The sequence below is a fragment of the Microvirga sp. jy35 genome (assembly GCF_056148915.1).
The window spans coordinates 18,582-36,003 of record NZ_JBWBEW010000012.1; the positions used below are offsets into that span (position 1 = coordinate 18,582).

Consider the following 17,422-nt stretch of genomic DNA (forward strand, 5'->3'; position numbering starts at 1 on the left):
CGGTTGTGGAAGCCCGCGAACCTTGGAAGGTTCGCCAACAGAGAGACGGGAGCCGATCACGGTCGAACTCCTGCCCCATGAAGAAAGAACAAGAGGAGAGGAAAGCAAATGGCTCTTTGGAAACACCTGGTTCACACCGCAGGCGCAGTGACGCTTGCGGCCGGCTTCGCGTCCGTCGCATCGGCTCAGGAGACGGTGAACATCGGCTATACCGGCCCGCTCAGCGGCGGCGCTGCCCTGTACGGCAAGAACACCCTGGTCGGCCTCGAGATGGCCGCGAAGGAGATCAACGACGCCGGCGGCTTCGATGTCGGCGGCAAGAAGTACAAGTTCAACATCGTGGCGCTCGACGACAAGTACTCGCCGAGCGAAGCGGCCGTGAACGCCAAGAGGCTCAAGGCGCAGAACAACACGCCGATGGTCTTCACGCCCCATTCCGGCGGCGCCTTCGCGATCCAGGCCTTCAACGAGCAGGACAACTTCATTCTCGGCGCCTATACTAGCGTGCCGAACATGACCGAGCGCGGCAACAAGCTGACCTTACGCATCCCGCCGTCCTTCGCGGGCTATGTGCAGCCCTTCATCAATGTGCAGATGAAGACCTTCGGCAAGAAGCTCGCCATGGCCGGCGGCGACCACGACTATGCGAAGGCCTGGGCCCAGCTCTTCGGTCCCGCCTGGACGAAGGCCGGGGGCCAGATCGTGGCCGAGAACCCCATGTCCTACAACAAGGACACGGACTTCTACAGCGGCGTGAGCCGCGTGCTGGCAGCGAGCCCCGACGTGCTGTTCATCGGCGGCGCCTCCGAGCCGACGGCTCTGGTGGCCAAGCAGGCGCGCGAACTCGGCTTCAAAGGCGGCTTCGCCGTAATGGATCAGGCCAAGCTCGACGAGATGGCGGCCGTCACCGGCGGCATGGACATGCTCGAAGGTTCGGTCGGCGTTCTGCCGCTGATCTATGACAAGCGTCCCGGCACGGAGAACTTCATCGCGAAGTTCAAGAAGCTCTATGACCGCAATCCCGGCACGGAAGCCTCCTACCACTACTCGACCCTGAATGCCGTGGCCGAGGCCATGAAGCTCGCCGGCAGCGTCACCGACCCGAAGGCGATCCATGCCAAGCTGAGCGAGGCCTATGGCAAGCTGCCGCCGGAGAAGAACCCGGCGCGCATCACCAGCGTCGATGATCGCGGCGGCACCAACGCCAACATCGTGGTGGGCGTGGTCAAGGGCGGCAAGGTCGAGACCGTCGAGGCCGCAAGCCTCGGCCAGTAAAACCCTCGATGGGCAGGGCCGGCCTCGGAGCCGGCCCTGCCTTCTTCCACAGAGGTGCAGGCGATCCCCATGGATGCAATCCCCTTCGAAAGCCGCGCCGCCGGCATCCGGGAGAGGGTGGCCCTTCAGGGCTTCATGCATCTCGTAGGGGCACAGATCGGCGAACTGGCGCCCGGCTCCGCAACAATCTCAGTTAGTCGTCGGGATGCTCTACTTCAGCAGCATGGCCTGTTCCATGGCGGCGTCACGGCTTTCCTGATCGACAACGGCACGACCATTGCCGCCGCCACGGTGCTCAAGCCTGGACAGGGCGTTCTCACGGCCGAATACAAGCTCAACCTATTCTCGCCGGCCGATGGAGATCGGCTCATCTGCCGCTCGCGGGTGGTCAAGCCCGGAAAGCGCATGATCATCGTGACGGCGGACGTGTTCACCGAAAAGGATGGATGCGAGAAGCAGACGGCGGTTGCCCTCGGCACCATCGCGGTCCTGGATCAAGCCTCGATGCCGCCCCTGCGTGAGGCTGGACAAGTTCCGAGCGGCCGATAAATTCCTGACAACAAGCAAAAAACGGAGGGAAGAAATGATGTTGAATGGAATGATGATGGATCGGCAGCTGTCGATCCCTGCGATCATCGATCTGGCCGCGGAGGTGCACGCCACCACCGAGATCGTCTCGGTGGCGACCGAAGGCGGCATCCACCGCACCACCTACAAGGACATTCACAAGCGCATTGCCCAGTTGGCCCATGGCCTGCGGGCTCTCGGCGTCAAGCCGGGCGACCGCGTCGCGACCCTCGCCTGGAACGGCTACCGGCATTTGGAGCTGTACTATGCCATCTCCGGCATTGGCGCCGTATGCCACACCATCAACCCGCGTCTGTTCCCAGCACAGCTCGTCTACATCGTCAATCACGCGCAGGACACGGCGCTCTTCTTCGACATCACCTTCGCGCCGCTCGTGGCGGCCCTGCGGCCGAAGCTGCCCCAGAACATCACCTTCGTGGCGATGACCGGCCGCGAGACGATGCCGGCGCAGGAGGGGCTCGACGGTCTTAAATGCTACGAGGACCTGCTGACCGGACAGCCGGACACGATCACCTGGCCGGATCTCGACGAGAACACCGCTGCGGCGCTGAGCTACACCTCCGGCACTACGGGCGAGCCCAAGGGCGTGCTCTACTCGCACCGTTCGCAGGTGATCCACGCCATGACGTCGGTCATCGGCGCCTCGCGCTATTTCGGCATGGGGAAGAAGATCCTCCCCGTCGTGCCGCTCTTCCACGTCAACGCGTGGGCACTGCCCTATTCGGCGCCGCTCTCCGGCACCTCGCTCATCTTCCCGGGGGCCAAGCTCGATGGCGCGAGCCTGTTCAACCTCATGGAGGTTGAGAAGGTCGACAGCAGCTGGGGCGTGCCGACCGTATGGCTCGGGCTTCTGCACGAGATGAAGCAGAGGGGCCGCAAGCCGGAGGGTCTCGATTACGTCATCATCGGCGGCTCGGCGGCGCCGCAGCCGATGATCGAAGCCTTCGAGCGTGATTACGGCATCAGCGTCTGTCACGGCTGGGGCATGACCGAGATGAGCCCCATCGGCACCTTCGGCATGCTGAGCCCGGAGATGGAGCAGCTGCCCTTTGACGAGAAGGTCGCGCTCAAGGTCCGCCAGGGGCGCCGGCTCTTCATGGTCGACATGAAGATCGTCGATGAGAACGGCAAGGAGCTGCCCAAGGACGGCGTGGCCTTCGGCGAGCTCTGCGTGCGCGGACCCTCGATCGCCTCGGGCTACTACAACAACGAGGCCGCGACCGCGCAGGCCCTCGATCCGGAAGGCTGGTTCAGGACCGGCGACGTGGCCAAGATCACGCCGGACGGGTTCCTCCAGATCGTGGACCGCACCAAGGATCTCGTGAAATCGGGCGGCGAGTGGATCTCCTCCATCGATCTGGAGAACGCGGCCCTGGGCGCTCCGGGCGTCGCCAACTGCGCAGTGCTCGCCATGCCGCATCCGCGCTGGGGCGAGCGTCCGCTGCTGGTGGTGGTGCCGAAGCCCGAGGCGAAACCCGCGAAGGAGGATATCCTCGCCTATCTCGCCACCAGAGTGGCGACGTGGCAGGTGCCCGACGACGTGCTCTTCGTCGACAGCATCCCGCTCACGGCCACGGGCAAGATCTCCAAGCTTGAGCTGCGCAAGATCCTGAAGGACTATGTCCTTCCCTCGGCCGCGTGAGCGGCCGATGGCTCAGGATTACCTCAGCTCATTGTTCTCGGTCGCGGGCAAGACGGCGCTCGTGACCGGGGGCGCCACGGGAATCGGCCGGATGATCGCCGAGGCCCTCGTGCGGGCCGGCGCGCGGGTGCTGATCGCCTCCCGCAAGGGCGAGGCCTGCGAGGCTGTGGCGCGGGAGCTGAACGCGCTCGGTGCCGCCGGCACGGCGGAGGGCTTCGCCGGCGATGTGGGGACGGAAGCCGGCGTGACGGCTCTGGCCTCCGAGGTGAAGGCGCGCACGGCGCATCTCCACATCCTCGTCAACAATGCCGGCAAGACCTGGGGCGAGCCGCTGGAGAACTTCCCGCACAAGGCTTGGGACGGCGTGTTCTCAGTCAATGTGGCAGGGCTCTTCACGCTGACCCAGCAACTGCTGCCCCTGCTTGAGGCGGCAGCCAGCGACGACGATCCCGCCCGCGTCGTCAATCTCGGCTCCGTCATGGGTGCCGCGCCCATCGGCGACAACGCCTATTCCTACGCGGCCTCGAAGGCCGCCGTGCACCACCTCACCCGCATTCTCGCAAAGGAGTTCGCCCCGCGTCGCATCACCGTGAATGCGTTTGCGCCGGGTCCATTCCAGAGCCGCATGACGGCTTTCGCCACGGGCGACGAGCACAAGCGCGCGCAGGTTGCCGCCAGCATTCCCTTCGGCCGCATCGGCCGGCCGGACGACATCGCGGGGGCGCTGCTGTTTCTCTGCGGCCGGGGTGGAGCCTACACGACGGGAGCCATCATTCCGCTCGACGGCGGCATCGGCGTGGAGACCGGGCACAGGATCTTCGGAGAGGCGGCGCTATGAACGTGCATGCACCGCTGCCCGTCTCCATCGACGACCTGAAGAACCGAATCGGTCAGGAGGTGGGCGTCTCGTCCTGGAAGGTGATCGATCAGGACAGGATCGACCGCTTCGCAACTGTCACGGAAGACCTCCAGTTCATCCATGTGGATCCCGAGCGCGCTCTCGCGGAGACGCCCTTCGGCGGCACCATCGCGCATGGCTTTCTCACCCTGTCGCTCCTGTCCGCCATGGGGCAGGAGGCGCTGCCGACGATCAGGAACCGCACCATGGGCATCAATTACGGGCTGGAGCGTGTTCGCTTTCTCTCGCCGGTGCCGGTGGGAACTCGGGTGAGGGGACGCTTCACCCTCTCCGAGGTCTCCATGCGCTCCGCCGTGCAGGCCATGCTGCGCTACCAGGTGACCGTCGAGATCGAGGGGGCGGAGAAGCCGGCCCTTGCGGCCGAGTGGATTACGCTCGCTGTGGTCGGGTGACGCTTATGACGGCGCAAGCAGCAGCCCATCTCGACACGGAACGCCTCGCCCCCTATCTCGCGGCGCATGTTCCGGGTTTCGGCCACCTGATTGGGGCGGAAAAATTTGCCGGCGGCCAATCGAACCCGACCTTTCTGATCACATCGACGCAAAGCCGCTTCGTCCTGAGGCGCAAGCCGCCCGGAACGCTGCTGAAGTCGGCCCATGCGGTCGACCGCGAGTACCGGGTCATGGCGGCGCTTTCTCGCGCCGACGTGCCGGTGCCCCACGTCCTGCATCTGTGCGAGGACGAGACGATCATCGGCTCCATGTTCTATGTGATGGATTACGTGGAGGGCCGCATCTTCTGGGACGGCAGGCTGCCGGATCTTCGTCCTGAGGAGCGAAGCGCGATCTACGATTCCATGAACGCGGCGCTTGCCGCCCTGCACAGGGTCGATCCTGCAGCGGTCGGCCTCTCCGATTATGGCAGGCCGGGCAGCTATTTCGAGCGCCAGATCGCCCGTTGGACGGGCCAGTACCGCTCTTCCGAAACGCATCCTGTTCCAGCGATGGACGATCTCATCGATTGGCTCGAACGCCACACGCCGGAAGATGACGGGCGGGTGAGCCTCGTCCATGGCGATTACCGGCTCGACAACATGATCTTCGAGCCCTTGGGAACGCGCATCCTGGCGGTGCTCGACTGGGAATTGTCCACCCTGGGCCACCCCTTGGCCGATCTTGCCTATCAATGCATGCAGTGGAGGCTGCCCTCGGAGGGCGCGTTCCGGGGCTTAGGCGGCATCGATAGGAAGGCCCATGGCATTCCCACGGAAGCCGAGTATGTCGAGCTCTATTGCCAGCGGACAGGAACCGAGGTGATCGGCAACTGGCCCTTCTATCTCGCCTTCAGCTTCTTCCGCCTCGCTGCCATTCTCCAGGGCGTCTACAAGCGCTCCCTGGACGGCAACGCCTCCAATCCGGAGCGTGCCCGCCGGATGGGCGAGGCCGTGCCGATGATGGCCATCATGGCGCTGGAGGTCGTTGGAGCGCGCTGATCCTTCAGCGATCTCACTTGATGTTGAGCGCGCTCGTCACGAGCCGGTCGACGAGAACCGGCGCGTCGGCGGCCATGCGCTCGATCCCGGCTACGGCCTGGCGCGTCATGCGCCCGTTCAGGAACGCGTAGTCCATCACGATGGCGCTGACGAGCGCGATCACGGTCTTGAAGGCGCGCGAGGCAAGATCCGACCAGGTCATAGGGCCTCTCAGGGAAACGGTGTTCGCCTCATGCCTGAAAGGCTTAGGCAGATCAAGAGACAGACGGTCTCAGGCTTAGCGCCTCGTGCAGACCCATAGGGCCGCGTCAGCGAGAAGTGGTTCCGGCTGTCCGCTCCTGACGATGCGCCAAATCAAGACTTCAGCATCCACTCGTGGTCCGGGTCGTTGTGGAACTTCCAGACCCGCTTCGGGCCGGCCATCACGTTGAGGTAATAGAGCTCGTAGCCGTGCGGCGCGCCGACCGGATGATAGCCCTTCGGCACCAGCACCACGTCGCCGCTTGCCGCCGCAAGGGTCTCGTCGAGGGAGCGGTCGTCCGTATAGACCCGCTGGAGGGCAAAGCCCGAAGGGGGGTTGAGGCGGTGGTAGTAGGTCTCCTCGAGCAGCGATTCCTGCGGCAGCATGTCCCGGTCGTGCTTGTGGGGCGGGTAGCTCGACCAATGGCCCGAGGGCGTGATGACCTCGACCACGAGCAGGCTCTCCGCCGTCTCCGTTTCGGGCAGGATGTTGCGCACATGCCGCGTATTGGTGCCCTTGCCGCGGGTCTCCTGACCCACCTGATCGGGACCGATCACGCGAGCCGGCAGCTTGCCTTCCGCCGGCGCGGTGCAGACGGCGATCTCGCAATCGGTCTGCGCCTGCAGCGACCACTCCGATCGGGCGGGCGCATAGAGCGACCACGGATCGGCCTCGAACGGCGAGTTGCGCCCGCCGATCATGCCGAAGTCCTGGCCGGCGGCGCCAACATGCGCCTTGCCGGAAAGCATGACGATGCAGGCTTCCCGGTCACCTGTCGCTTGCTTCAAGGTCTGACCGCTTGTGAGCCGGTAGACCTCGAACCCCACATAGGTCCAGCCGGCTGATTCCGGCGTGATCGCGTGGATCCGCCCGTTGCCATCGGGCGTCGACGGTTTGACGAGAAGCTTTGACATCGCATGTCTTCCTTATCGCAGGCCGGCTTCCTTGAGGGACCGGGTAAGATTGGCATAGCCCATCTTGGCATAGGTGAGCGGATGCGCCTTCTTCGGGTCCTGCTCCGCCTCGATCACCACCCAGCCGCTGTAGCCCGGCAGTTCCCTGAACACGGAGACGAAGTCCACCATGCCGTCGCCTGGCACAGTGTAGACGCCCTCAATGACCGAATCGAGGAAGCTCCAGCCTTCCGCACGTGACTTCTCCATCACGGCTTTGCGCACGTCCTTGGTGTGCACGTGGCTGATGCGGCTCCGGTAGCGGCGGGCAAGCGCCGCCGGATCCGCGCCGCCCCAGGTGGCGTGGCCGGTATCGAGCAGGAGGTGAACAGCCTCGCCGGTCGCGTTCATGAAGGCGTCGATATCGGCTTCCGATTCCACAATGGTGCCCATGTGGTGGTGATAGACCACGCGCACGCCTTCCTGCAGGGTGCGCTCGGCCACTTGCGTGATGCGGCGGCCGAATTCGGCCCAGTCGCCACCCTTCATCACGGGCCGCTGCGAGAGCGGCTTGGATCGATCACCATGAATGGCATTGGAGGTTTCGGCGAAGACGAGCACGTTCGAACCCATGGCTTTCAGCAGGTCGAGATGCGGGCGCAGCGCCTTCATCTCCGCATCGGCATCGCGGGTGAGAAGCTCGGCGGAATACCAGCCGGACACGCAAGCCATGTCGAAGGGTGCGAGCGCCTTCTTCAGAGCCTCCGGCTCACGCGGAAACTTGTTGCCGAGCTCCATGCCCTCGAAGCCGGCCTCCTTGGCTTCGGCCAGGCACACCTCCAGCTGCGTCTCGCCGCCGAGTTCCGGCATGTCGTCGTTGGACCAGCCGATGGGATTGGCCCCGATGCGGATCGTCATGTTCTTTTTCCTTCTGTTCTTTTTGGTGTCGCATAATTTTTTTCGGCGAACCGGTTTCCACTTCGCCGGATCATGCTTCTCATCAATCGCCCACCCGCTGCGCGGCGAGGGCTGTCTCATAATCCTTGCGGGCGGTCTCAACCTGCTCGCGCACTGAAACCTCCGGCACCGCCACATCCCACCAATGGCCACCCGCATCGGTGGAGGCGAGGGGATCGGTATCGATGACGATCACGGTGCTGCGCTCCGCATTGCGCGCCTTCTTTAGCGCGTCCTCGAGCTCGCCGATGCCCTTCACCTTCACGGCCTGCGCTCCGAGGCTCGCCGCATGCGCGGCGAAGTCGATGTCAGGCAGGGTCACGTGGTTCGTATGCTGCAGGAGATTGTTGAAGCTCTCGCCGCCGGTGGCGCGCTGCAGTCGGTTGATGCAGCCATAGCCGCGGTTGTCGAGGAGCACCACCGTGAGCTTCTGGCCCAGCATCACCGAGGTGGCGAGCTCTGAATTCATCATGAGATAGGAACCGTCGCCCACCATCACGATCACCTCGCGGGTGGTATCGGCCATCTTCACGCCGAGCCCGCCGGCGATCTCATAGCCCATGCAGGAATAGCCGTATTCCAGATGATAGCCCAGCGCGGCGCTTGCCTTCCAGTGCTTGTGCAATTCGCCCGGCAGGCCGCCGGCCGCGCAGACCACCACGTCCGTCGGCTGCGAATTGCGCTGCACCGCGCCGATCACCTGCGCGTCTGAGGGCAGCTCCGCATTGGTTGGGTCTGTAAAGCGCGCGGCGGTGTCGAACCAGCGGGTCTTCTCCTCGCGCGCTTTCCCGGTCCAGGTGTCCGGCGCCTTCCAGTTGCCGAGCGCTTGGCTCAGCTCTTCAAGACCCACGCGAGCGTCGGCGACGAGCGGCAGCGCGTTGTGCTTCGTGGCATCGAAGGCCTGCACGTTGAGGCCAACGATGCGCCTGTTAGGGTTCTTGAACAGGGCCCAGGAGCCGGTGGTGAAATCCTGCAGGCGCGTGCCCACCGCGATCACCACGTCGGCCTCCTCCGCGAGCGCATTGGCCGCGCCCGTGCCGGTGACGCCCACGGCGCCGAGATTGGCCTGATGATCGTGCAGCAGGCTCGACTTGCCGGCTTGCGTCTCGCCGACGGAGAGGCCATGCCTCTCGGCGAAATCGGCCAGCGCCTTTTCCGCGGCGGAATAGAGCACGCCGCCGCCAGCGATGATGAAAGGCTTCTTGGCATTGCGGATGAGATCGGCGGCCTGAGCCAGTTCCGCATCATCGGGACGGATGCGGCGCGGTGTCCAGATCTTTTCCGCAAGAAAGCTTTCTGGATAATCGTACGCCTCGGCCTGCGTGTCCTGGCACAGCGCCAGCGTCACCGGGCCGCAATCGGCTGGGTCCGTGAGCACCGCCATGGCGCGCTGGAGCGCGGGAATAATCTGCTCGGGACGTGCGATGCGATCGAAGTAGCGCGAGACGGGCTTGAAGCAGTCGTTGGCCGAGACCGTGCCGTCGGAAAAGCTCTCGATCTGCTGCAGTACCGGATCGGGCCTGCGGTTGGCAAAGACGTCGCCAGGCAGGAGCAGCACAGGCAGGCGGTTCACATGCGCCACGGCGGCTGCCGTCACCATGTTCGTGGCGCCTGGGCCGATGGAGGTGGTGCAGGCCATCATGCGGCGCCGCCGCGAGGCCTTGGCGAAGGCGATGGCCGCATGGGCCATGCCCTGCTCGTTGTGGGCGCGGAAGGTGGGCAGCCGGTCGCGCACCCCATGCAGCGCCTCGCCCATACCGGCCACGTTGCCGTGGCCGAAGATGGCCCAGACGCCGCCGAAGAGCGGCATCACCTGCCCGTCGATCTCCGTCTTCTGCGCCGTCAGGAATCGGGCGACGGCTTGCGCCATGGTCAGGCGGATCGTGCTCATGCGTGTTCCTCTCGAATGGCGCCGACCTTGGCGGAGGGGCGCAGCCTTCTCAAGCTGGTCTTCAGGATAACAGGGGCGCTGGTGTCATGGGATCGCCTCCTTGAACTCACGCGGCCTTCGCGCGGCTGGAAGCCCGCTGCCAAGCATCAACGAGGCGCTGGAAGCGGGAGGCCATGTCGTCGATGGCGGCCTCATCGGTGATCTCGCCCTTCAGCCAGCGACGCGCAGCGTCGTTGAAGATCGTGCGGCCTACCGCGAAGCCCTTCACCTGCGGCTCCCTGGCGGCCGCCGCGAAGACCGCTTCCAGCTCGTCCTCAGGCGCTTCGAGGCCCAGCAGCACGATGCCGCGGCAATAGGGGTCGTTCGTCGTGATCACGTCGCCGATGGCATGCCAGGAGGCTTCGTCGCGCTGCGGTTCGAGCTTCCACCAATCGGGCTTGATGCCGAGATTGTACAGGCGCTGCAGGATGCCCGCGACGGTATCGGTCTTCAGCGCCCCGTGCTTGCCGGCGATGATCTCCACCAGCAGCTCGCGGCCGATGCGGCGGGCGGCATCGTGGAGGCGCAGCAAGTCGCGCTCCTGGCGCTCCTTAAGCTCCGGCGGATCGTCGGGATGGTAGAAGCACAGGCACTTGATGGTGTGCCCGACCGGCCATTCCACCAGCTTCGCGCCGAGCGAACCGCCCCCCTCGAAATCGAGCGGGCGCGAGCCCGGCAGCTCCACCGGACGGCCGATCCAGAAGGGATGGTCGGCGGCGCGGAACAGGGCCTCGCGGCCATAGGTGCCGTCGATCAGCATGCCGAAGCCGGGACGGCCATCGGCGACCCGCGCAGCGGCCTCGACGGCAAGCACCTTGAAACTGGAAATGCGCTCGACCGGCGCACCGATCTCGTTCGCCATTGTCTCGAGCTGCATGCGATGGTCGATGGCGAGCGCCATGAGGGTGTCGGATTGCGGCCGGCGCGTCGTTGCCCAGTGGATGTGGTTGATGTTCTCATCGAAGCGCAGGGCCTTGTGCCGGCTGCCTGTCTTCAGGAAGTGCTGCAGCTCCGGGAAGGTCGGGATCTCGGGCGAGCAGAGCAGGCGCGAGACCGCAAAGGCGCCGCTTGCATTGGCATAGGCGCAGCAGGTCTCGAGCGGCTCATCCCGCAGCCATCCGCGCAGGAAACCGGACAGGAAGGCATCGCCCGCGCCCAATACGTTGTAGACCTCGACCGGGAAGCCGGGACCCTTGATGCCATCGTCGAGCGATGCCGGAATGGCATCGGGAAAGACCACGCAGCCCATGGGACCGCGCTTGCACACGATGGTGGCCTTCGAGATCGCCCGAATGGCCCGGATGGCCTCGAGCGTATCCTCGGAGCCGCCGGCGATGTGCAGCTCCTCCTCCGTGCCTACGACGAGATCGCAATCGGCCAAGATGGGCTTCAGGTGCTCCGTCACTGCGTCAGAACGCACGTAGCGCGACTCGCCCGCGCCATGGCCGAGGAGACCCCAGAGATTGGGGCGATAATCCACGTCGAACACCACCTTGCGACCGTTCGCCTTCGCGAGGCGAATCGCCTTCTTCTGGGCGGTGGCGGTCGTTTCCCGGGCAAAATGCGTGCCCGTGACGACGATGGCTGCGGCGGAGGCGATGAAGCTCTCGTCGATGTCCTCTTCCGTCAGCGCCATGTCGGCGCAATTGTCGCGATAGAAGATCAGCGGAAAGGAATCCTCGTCTCGCACGCCGAGGATCACGAGAGCCGTGAGACGCTGCCTGTCGGTGACGATGCCCTGCGTCGCGACGCCTTCGCGCTCCATCTGCTCGCGGATGAAGCGGCCCATGGCCTCATCGCCGACGCGGGTGACGAGGCCCGATTTGAGCCCGAGCCGTGCCGTTCCGATGGCGATGTTCGCAGGGCACCCGCCGACCGCCTTGGAGAAGGACGCCATGTCTTCCAGCCGCCCGCCCACCTGCTGACCGTAGAGATCGACGGAGGAGCGGCCGATGGTGATGACATCAAGGGCTGGCTTCATGTTATTCCTCCCGCTTCCGGTTTTAGCGAACCGTGTGAGAGCCCGCGCGGCCCTTGCAGATATAGAACGTTTATTCTATTAGCAGCTTATGCTGGAATATCAATTCCAAATACTGCCGTAGCCGGCAAAGGATCTGGGGAGAAACATGATCAGGATCGCCGTTCTGGGCGCAGGCCGCATCGGCCGCATTCACGGGCGCAATGCCGCCAGCCATCCCGACGCCCGGCTCGTGGCGGTCGCTGATCCGCATACTCCCGCGGCGCAGGAGCTGGCGGCGGCGACGGGCGCGGAGGTCGCGTCGCTGGAGGAGATCGTCGAGCGCTCCGATGTGGACGCCATTCTCGTCTGCACGCCGACCACGACCCATGCCGACCTGATCGAGCGGGGCGCGCGTGCCGGCAAGGCGGTATTCTGCGAGAAGCCGGTCGATCTCTCGAGCGCCCGCATCGAGGCCTGCCTCGCCACCGTCGAGAAGGCCGGCACCCCACTGATGATCGGCTTCAACCGCCGCTTCGATCCGAACTTCGCGAGCCTTCGTCGCCGTCTCGCCGACGGCGAGGTGGGCGAGGTGGAGATCGTGACGATCCTCTCCCGCGATCCCGGTCCGCCGCCGGTAAGCTACATCGCCACCTCGGGCGGCCTGTTCCGGGACATGATGATCCACGATCTCGACATGGCCCGCTTCCTGCTGCTGGGCGACGAGCCGGTGGAGGTGCATGCGGTCGGCTCCTCCCTAGTGGACCCGGCCATCGGCCAGGCCGGCGACGTGGACACCGCTGCCGTGATGCTCAAGACCGCCAAGGGCCGGATCGTCCAGATCTCCAACTCCCGCCGCGCCACTTACGGCTACGACCAGCGCATCGAGGTCCACGGCTCGAAGGGCATGATCCGCGCCGGCAACATCCACCGCACGACGGTGGAGTTGGCGAACGCTTCCGGCATCACCGCAGATCCGGTGCAGGACTTCTTCCTGGAGCGCTATGCGGACGCCTATCGGGATGAGCTCGCCACGTTCCTCAACGCCATCCGCGACGGCAAGCCGTGCAACCCCACCGGCCATGACGGGCTTATGGCCCAGCGTCTTGCCGATGCGGCGACGGAATCGGCGAACGAAGGCAAGCCGGTGAAGCTTTAATCCAATGTGTCATCCCGGACGGAGCGCTGCGAAGATCCGAGATCGCCCTCAGAGCAGAGCATTGTCATTCCGGGACCGCGCAGCGGAACCCGGAATCCATAACCGCTACCGATGCAGATTGAAGCGCGGTGAATGCCGCTGCGTTCCTCCCGTAAACGTCGTGGTTCGAACATTACATCCTATATGCGATCCTGCGTCGGCTTCGCCGCCCGGGATGACGGGCGCTAGCCCTCCGCCCGCTTCTCAGCCGTACCGACCGCCAGCGCCATGGCCAGCGCAAACGACGCGGAAAGCGAACGGAAGGCGCCGAAATCGGCTTCCGCTACTTCGAGCCACACATCGGCGCTCGTCACAAGCGGGCTGAAGGCCGAGTCGGTGATCGCCACCACCGGTACATCCCGTTGCGCGGCCGCTGCCGCGAGGTCTGCCGTCACAGGCGCATAGGGCGTGAAGCTGATGGCGAGCACCGCATCCCGCTTCGTGGCGGTGGCGAGCTGCTCGGGACCGATCTGGCCCACATGGTCGATGAGGATCGCCCGCACTCCGAGCTTGCCGAACGCGTAGGCGCAATAGGCGATCACGGGAAAAACCCGGCGCGCGCCGAGCAGGTAGATCGTGTCGGCCTTGGCGAGCGTCTCGATGGCGCGGGAGAGTTCCTCCAGGCGCACGGATTCGCGCATCCGCTCCAGGGAGACGGAGGCGGCATGGGTGAAGCCTTCGAGCAGGGATGCGGCGTGAACGTGATGTCCTTCCGCCTCGCGCAGACCCTTCAGGCGCTCGCGATAATCCGGAAAGCGCTCCCGCAGGCGATCGCGAAAAATCTGCTGGAGGTGGGAGAAGCCGTCATAGCCGAGGCTTTTGGCAAAGCGCACCAGGGTGGAGGGCTGCACGCCCGCATGCTCGGCGATTCCCGCGACCGTACCGAAAGCCACGTCTTCCGGATGATCGAGGGCGAAGGCCGCAAGCTGCTTCAGACGCTTGGGCATGGCGTCGCGACGGCCGAGCAGGAGGGTCCTAAGCCCCTCATAGTCGCCTGGCGCTTCACTCGCGTCTGCCTCTGCGCCGCTCATCCTGCCCTCTGGCTCCATGCGCCCGTCAACGCCCATCAGGTCGGGCCCTTGACCCGATCCTACAAAAATGGAATAAAAATTCCAATACTGAAACAAAAAGGTTCTGACGTTCCGTTTTGGCGGACGATCGGATCGGCAGAGGGAACGCTGTACGAACGGTGATTCGCCTTTCGGCTCATTTGTTTTCTCTCTGCCTCCCTAGGCAAGCGGCCGGACAGCCGCTCTGACCATCGCGGCCGGATTCTTTCGCTGCGATGATCGAACGAGGAAACAATTGGGAGGAAGCCTATGAAAGCATTTGTTACCGGACTGGCGGCCGCAGCGGCTCTGACGCTCGCCACCGCAGCGCCCGCCTCAGCCCAGCAGAATTCCCGCATCATCGTCGTCAGCCACGGACAGGCGAACGACCCGTTCTGGTCGGTGGTGAAGAACGGTGTCGCGGCAGCCGGTCAGGACATGAAGGTCCAGGTGGATTATCGCGCGCCCGAGACCTTCGACATGGTCGCCATGGGCCAGCTCATCGACGCGGCCGTGAACCAGAAGCCCGCAGGCCTGATCGTGTCGATCCCCGACGCCTCGGCGCTTGGGCCGTCGATCCAGAAGGCCGTGGCCGCAGGCATTCCGGTGATCTCCATGAATTCGGGCTCCGACGTGTCGAAGAAGCTCGGCGCCCTGCTCCATGTGGGACAGGACGAGGTCGAGGCCGGGCGCATCGCAGGCGCCAAGCTCAAGGAGATGGGCGGCAAGGTCGGCCTGTGCGTGAACCAGGAGGTCGGCAACGTCTCGCTCGATCTGCGCTGCAAGGGCTTCACCGAAGGCTTCGGCGGCAAGGTGACGGTCCTGCCGGTTTCCAACGATCCGGCGGACATCCGCGCCAAGGTGAAGGCGGCGGTTGCCTCGGATGCATCCGTCGATACGATCCTGGCGCTGGGCGCCGGCACGGCGGGCGAGCCGTCGGTTGCCGCCGTGAAGGAGGCCGGCAAGACGGGGGCCATTCGGGTTGCCACCTTCGACATGTCGGCGGGCTTCCTCAAGTCCGTGGCGGGCGGCGAGGCGGTCTTCGCCATCGACCAGCAGCAATACCTCCAGGGCTATCTGCCGGTGGTGTTCCTGGCCAACTATGCCAAGTACGGCCTGATGCCGGGCGGCGATGTGGCCTCGGGCCCCAACCTGATCACCAAGGAAAAGGCCAATCAGGTGGTTGAGCTGTCCGCCAAGGGCATTCGCTAAGCCGGTCTGAAGCCCGCAGTCCACGGACTGCGGGCTTTTCATTTCGCGTCGTCATTCGGGGAGGCGCCCATGGTGAACACCACTCAGCCGACCGCAGATCTGTCCTCGGCTCCAACCGTCAAGAAGATCCAGGACGAGCGGCTGCGGGAGGTCTCCCTCGTGACCAAGATCATGCGGCGTCCCGAGCTCGGGGCGCTTGCCGGTCTCATCCTGGTCGCGATCTTCTTCGCCTCCACGGCCGATCCGTCCATGTTCACGCTGGCGGGCATCATGAACATCCTCTCGCCGGCAGCCCAGCTCGGGATCCTGGCCATTGCGGCGGCCCTGCTGATGATCGGCGGCGAGTTCGATTTGTCCATCGGTTCCATGGTGGCTTTCACGGGGCTCATCTTCGGCGCCTTCATCACCTTGAGCGGTTGGCCGCTGCTGCCGGCGATTGCCGCTACCTTAGGTGTCGCGGCCGTGCTCGGCGGCCTGAACGGCCAGCTCGTCATCCGTACGCGACTGCCCTCCTTCATCGTGACGCTCGCCTTTCTGTTCATCCTGCGCGGCCTCTCTCTCGTAGGCCTGAAATGGGCCACCGGCGGATCGACCCAGATGCGCGGCATCGGCGATCAGGCGGGCGAGGGCCTGATCCGCGAGCTCTTCTCGGGCGTGGCCTTCGAGGGGGTCTTCTCCTGGCTCGCCGCCAACGACCTCATCGGCAAGTTTCCCAATGGCACGCCGACGGTCACGGGTGTGCCGGTCTCCATCGTGTGGTTCGCCGGCTTCGCGCTTCTCGCCACCTGGATTCTCCTGCGCACCCGTGCCGGCAACTGGATTTTTGCCGCCGGCGGCGATCCCAACGCGGCGCGCAATTCCGGCGTGCCGGTGGACCGGGTGAAGACGGCGCTCTTCATGCTCACTGCCTTTGCGGCCGCGCTCGTGTCCGTTCTCACGGTGCTCGATGCCGGCTCGACCGATGCGCGGCGCGGATTCCAGAAGGAGTTCGAGGCGATCATCGCGGCAGTGATCGGCGGCTGCCTGCTCACCGGCGGATACGGCTCGGCCATCGGGGCGTTCTTCGGCGCCATCATCTTCGGCATGGTATCCATCGGCCTCACCTACACCCGGTTCGACTCCGACTGGTTCCAGGTTTTCTTGGGCGCCATGCTGCTGCTGGCCGTTCTGTTCAACAACTTCATCCGCCGCAAGGTGACGGGAGAGCGCTGATGGACGGACAAGTCCCCCTCATCGACATCCGAAACCTCGTCAAGCATTTCGGCTCGGTGATCGCCCTCTCCGGCGTGTCGCTCACGGTCAATCGCGGCGAGGTGATGTGCCTGCTCGGCGACAACGGCGCGGGAAAATCCACGCTGATCAAGACGCTGGCCGGCGTGCATAAACCCACATCCGGCGATTTCCTCGTCGAAGGCCAGCCTGTGAGCTTCGCCAGCCCGCGCGACGCGCTCGATGCCGGGATCGCGACGGTGTACCAGGATCTCGCGATGATCCCGCTCATGTCGGTCACACGCAACTTCTTCATGGGCCGCGAGCCGGTGAAGGGCATCTGGCCGTTCCGCCGCGTCGACTTCGACCATTGCGATGAGGTCACCCGCGAGGAGATGCACCGGATCGGCATCGACGTGCGCGATCCCCATCAGGCGGTCGGCACCCTGTCGGGCGGCGAGCGCCAATGCGTGGCGATTGCCCGCGCGGTCTATTTCGGCGCCAAGGTGCTGATCCTCGACGAGCCCACCTCGGCGCTCGGCGTGGCGCAGACCTCCATGGTGCTGAAATACATCCATCAAGTGCGCCAGAAGGGGCTGGGCGTGATCTTCATCACCCACAACGTGCGCCATGCCTATGCGGTGGGCGACCGCTTCACGGTGCTCAACCGCGGCAAGACGCTCGGCACATACGAAAAGTCCGGGATCCAGATCGAGGAACTTCAGAACCTCATGGCCGGCGGCAAGGAATTGCAGGCGGTTTCGCAAGAGCTCGGCGGGATGGTGTGATTGTCTCAAGCGATGTTCTCATCCATTCCCCTGAACGTCATCACCGGCCTTGTCCCGGCGATCCCGACTGATTGAAACGCTGAGCCTCACCGGATCGAGAATGGCCGGGACAAGGCCCGGCCATGACGTGGG

At 64.9% G+C, this 17,422-nt stretch carries 16 protein-coding genes; 10 read left to right on the forward strand and 6 right to left on the reverse strand.

What is annotated here, in order from left to right:
- Positions 1-108: 108 nt before the first annotated feature.
- The 6 genes from AC0QTX_RS11670 (at position 109) to AC0QTX_RS11695 (ending at position 5,856) form a co-directional block, all read left to right on the forward strand.
- Entirely contained in the window at positions 109-1,275 is a 1,167-nt protein-coding gene (locus AC0QTX_RS11670; protein ID WP_474603995.1) for an ABC transporter substrate-binding protein, read from the forward strand.
- Positions 1,276-1,344: 69 nt separating this feature from the next.
- Complete coding sequence (locus AC0QTX_RS11675) at positions 1,345-1,824, forward strand: PaaI family thioesterase (protein ID WP_474603996.1); 480 nt, start codon at positions 1,345-1,347, stop codon at positions 1,822-1,824.
- 34 nt (positions 1,825-1,858) lie between these two features.
- A complete protein-coding gene (locus AC0QTX_RS11680; RefSeq protein ID WP_474603997.1) occupies positions 1,859-3,505 on the forward strand; it encodes a long-chain-fatty-acid--CoA ligase in 1,647 nt (548 codons plus the stop codon).
- A 7-nt stretch (positions 3,506-3,512) separates the two neighbouring features.
- Positions 3,513-4,343, forward strand: coding sequence for an SDR family oxidoreductase (locus tag AC0QTX_RS11685; protein WP_474603998.1), 831 nt, complete (start codon positions 3,513-3,515; stop codon positions 4,341-4,343).
- On the forward strand, positions 4,340-4,816 hold the full coding sequence (locus AC0QTX_RS11690) for a MaoC family dehydratase (protein WP_474603999.1): 477 nt from the start codon (positions 4,340-4,342) through the stop codon (positions 4,814-4,816). The genes AC0QTX_RS11685 and AC0QTX_RS11690 overlap by 4 nt, the downstream gene beginning before the upstream one ends.
- 5 nt (positions 4,817-4,821) lie before the next feature.
- On the forward strand, positions 4,822-5,856 hold the full coding sequence (locus AC0QTX_RS11695) for a phosphotransferase (protein WP_474604000.1): 1,035 nt from the start codon (positions 4,822-4,824) through the stop codon (positions 5,854-5,856).
- Between the two features lie 13 nt (positions 5,857-5,869).
- On the opposite strand, the gene AC0QTX_RS11700 is transcribed toward AC0QTX_RS11695, so the two are convergent.
- From AC0QTX_RS11700 to AC0QTX_RS11720, 5 genes are all read right to left on the reverse strand, one after another.
- Positions 5,870-6,058, reverse strand: a complete 189-nt coding sequence (locus tag AC0QTX_RS11700) for a hypothetical protein (protein ID WP_474604001.1) — start codon at positions 6,056-6,058, stop codon at positions 5,870-5,872.
- Positions 6,059-6,210: 152 nt separating this feature from the next.
- On the reverse strand, positions 6,211-7,011 hold the full coding sequence (gene iolB / locus AC0QTX_RS11705) for a 5-deoxy-glucuronate isomerase (RefSeq protein ID WP_474604002.1): 801 nt from the start codon (positions 7,009-7,011) through the stop codon (positions 6,211-6,213).
- A 12-nt stretch (positions 7,012-7,023) separates the two neighbouring features.
- Entirely contained in the window at positions 7,024-7,908 is an 885-nt protein-coding gene (gene iolE / locus AC0QTX_RS11710; protein WP_474604003.1) for a myo-inosose-2 dehydratase, read from the reverse strand.
- Between the two features lie 82 nt (positions 7,909-7,990).
- A complete protein-coding gene (gene iolD, locus AC0QTX_RS11715) occupies positions 7,991-9,838 on the reverse strand; it encodes a 3D-(3,5/4)-trihydroxycyclohexane-1,2-dione acylhydrolase (decyclizing) (RefSeq protein WP_474604004.1) in 1,848 nt (615 codons plus the stop codon).
- A gap of 106 nt (positions 9,839-9,944) precedes the next feature.
- On the reverse strand, positions 9,945-11,858 hold the full coding sequence (locus AC0QTX_RS11720) for a bifunctional 5-dehydro-2-deoxygluconokinase/5-dehydro-2-deoxyphosphogluconate aldolase (RefSeq protein WP_474604005.1): 1,914 nt from the start codon (positions 11,856-11,858) through the stop codon (positions 9,945-9,947).
- A 145-nt stretch (positions 11,859-12,003) separates the two neighbouring features.
- On the opposite strand from AC0QTX_RS11720, the gene iolG reads away from it, so the two are divergent.
- Entirely contained in the window at positions 12,004-12,993 is a 990-nt protein-coding gene (gene iolG, locus AC0QTX_RS11725; RefSeq protein ID WP_474604006.1) for an inositol 2-dehydrogenase, read from the forward strand.
- Positions 12,994-13,217: 224 nt separating this feature from the next.
- On the opposite strand, the gene AC0QTX_RS11730 is transcribed toward iolG, so the two are convergent.
- Positions 13,218-14,063, reverse strand: coding sequence for a MurR/RpiR family transcriptional regulator (locus tag AC0QTX_RS11730; protein ID WP_474604007.1), 846 nt, complete (start codon positions 14,061-14,063; stop codon positions 13,218-13,220).
- Between the two features lie 288 nt (positions 14,064-14,351).
- On the opposite strand from AC0QTX_RS11730, the gene AC0QTX_RS11735 reads away from it, so the two are divergent.
- From AC0QTX_RS11735 to AC0QTX_RS11745, 3 genes are all read left to right on the forward strand, one after another.
- Entirely contained in the window at positions 14,352-15,293 is a 942-nt protein-coding gene (locus tag AC0QTX_RS11735) for a sugar ABC transporter substrate-binding protein (RefSeq protein ID WP_474604008.1), read from the forward strand.
- A 69-nt stretch (positions 15,294-15,362) separates the two neighbouring features.
- On the forward strand, positions 15,363-16,505 hold the full coding sequence (locus AC0QTX_RS11740) for an ABC transporter permease (RefSeq protein WP_474604009.1): 1,143 nt from the start codon (positions 15,363-15,365) through the stop codon (positions 16,503-16,505).
- Positions 16,505-17,290, forward strand: coding sequence for an ATP-binding cassette domain-containing protein (locus AC0QTX_RS11745; RefSeq protein WP_474604010.1), 786 nt, complete (start codon positions 16,505-16,507; stop codon positions 17,288-17,290). Before AC0QTX_RS11740 ends, AC0QTX_RS11745 begins: the two co-directional genes overlap by 1 nt.
- Positions 17,291-17,422: the final 132 nt, after the last annotated feature.

Bases quoted from the DNA above. Each gene is read 5' to 3' on its own strand.
- AC0QTX_RS11670 (WP_474603995.1), top strand. From the start codon at position 109: ATGGCTCTTTGGAAACACCTGGTTCACACCGCAGGCGCAGTGACGCTT.
- AC0QTX_RS11675 (WP_474603996.1), top strand. From the start codon at position 1,345: ATGGATGCAATCCCCTTCGAAAGCCGCGCCGCCGGCATCCGGGAGAGG.
- AC0QTX_RS11680 (WP_474603997.1), top strand. From the start codon at position 1,859: ATGATGTTGAATGGAATGATGATGGATCGGCAGCTGTCGATCCCTGCG.
- AC0QTX_RS11685 (WP_474603998.1), top strand. From the start codon at position 3,513: ATGGCTCAGGATTACCTCAGCTCATTGTTCTCGGTCGCGGGCAAGACG.
- AC0QTX_RS11690 (WP_474603999.1), top strand. From the start codon at position 4,340: ATGAACGTGCATGCACCGCTGCCCGTCTCCATCGACGACCTGAAGAAC.
- AC0QTX_RS11695 (WP_474604000.1), top strand. From the start codon at position 4,822: ATGACGGCGCAAGCAGCAGCCCATCTCGACACGGAACGCCTCGCCCCC.
- AC0QTX_RS11700 (WP_474604001.1), bottom strand. From the start codon at position 6,058: ATGACCTGGTCGGATCTTGCCTCGCGCGCCTTCAAGACCGTGATCGCG.
- iolB (WP_474604002.1), bottom strand. From the start codon at position 7,011: ATGTCAAAGCTTCTCGTCAAACCGTCGACGCCCGATGGCAACGGGCGG.
- iolE (WP_474604003.1), bottom strand. From the start codon at position 7,908: ATGACGATCCGCATCGGGGCCAATCCCATCGGCTGGTCCAACGACGAC.
- iolD (WP_474604004.1), bottom strand. From the start codon at position 9,838: ATGAGCACGATCCGCCTGACCATGGCGCAAGCCGTCGCCCGATTCCTG.
- AC0QTX_RS11720 (WP_474604005.1), bottom strand. From the start codon at position 11,858: ATGAAGCCAGCCCTTGATGTCATCACCATCGGCCGCTCCTCCGTCGAT.
- iolG (WP_474604006.1), top strand. From the start codon at position 12,004: ATGATCAGGATCGCCGTTCTGGGCGCAGGCCGCATCGGCCGCATTCAC.
- AC0QTX_RS11730 (WP_474604007.1), bottom strand. From the start codon at position 14,063: ATGAGCGGCGCAGAGGCAGACGCGAGTGAAGCGCCAGGCGACTATGAG.
- AC0QTX_RS11735 (WP_474604008.1), top strand. From the start codon at position 14,352: ATGAAAGCATTTGTTACCGGACTGGCGGCCGCAGCGGCTCTGACGCTC.
- AC0QTX_RS11740 (WP_474604009.1), top strand. From the start codon at position 15,363: ATGGTGAACACCACTCAGCCGACCGCAGATCTGTCCTCGGCTCCAACC.
- AC0QTX_RS11745 (WP_474604010.1), top strand. From the start codon at position 16,505: ATGGACGGACAAGTCCCCCTCATCGACATCCGAAACCTCGTCAAGCAT.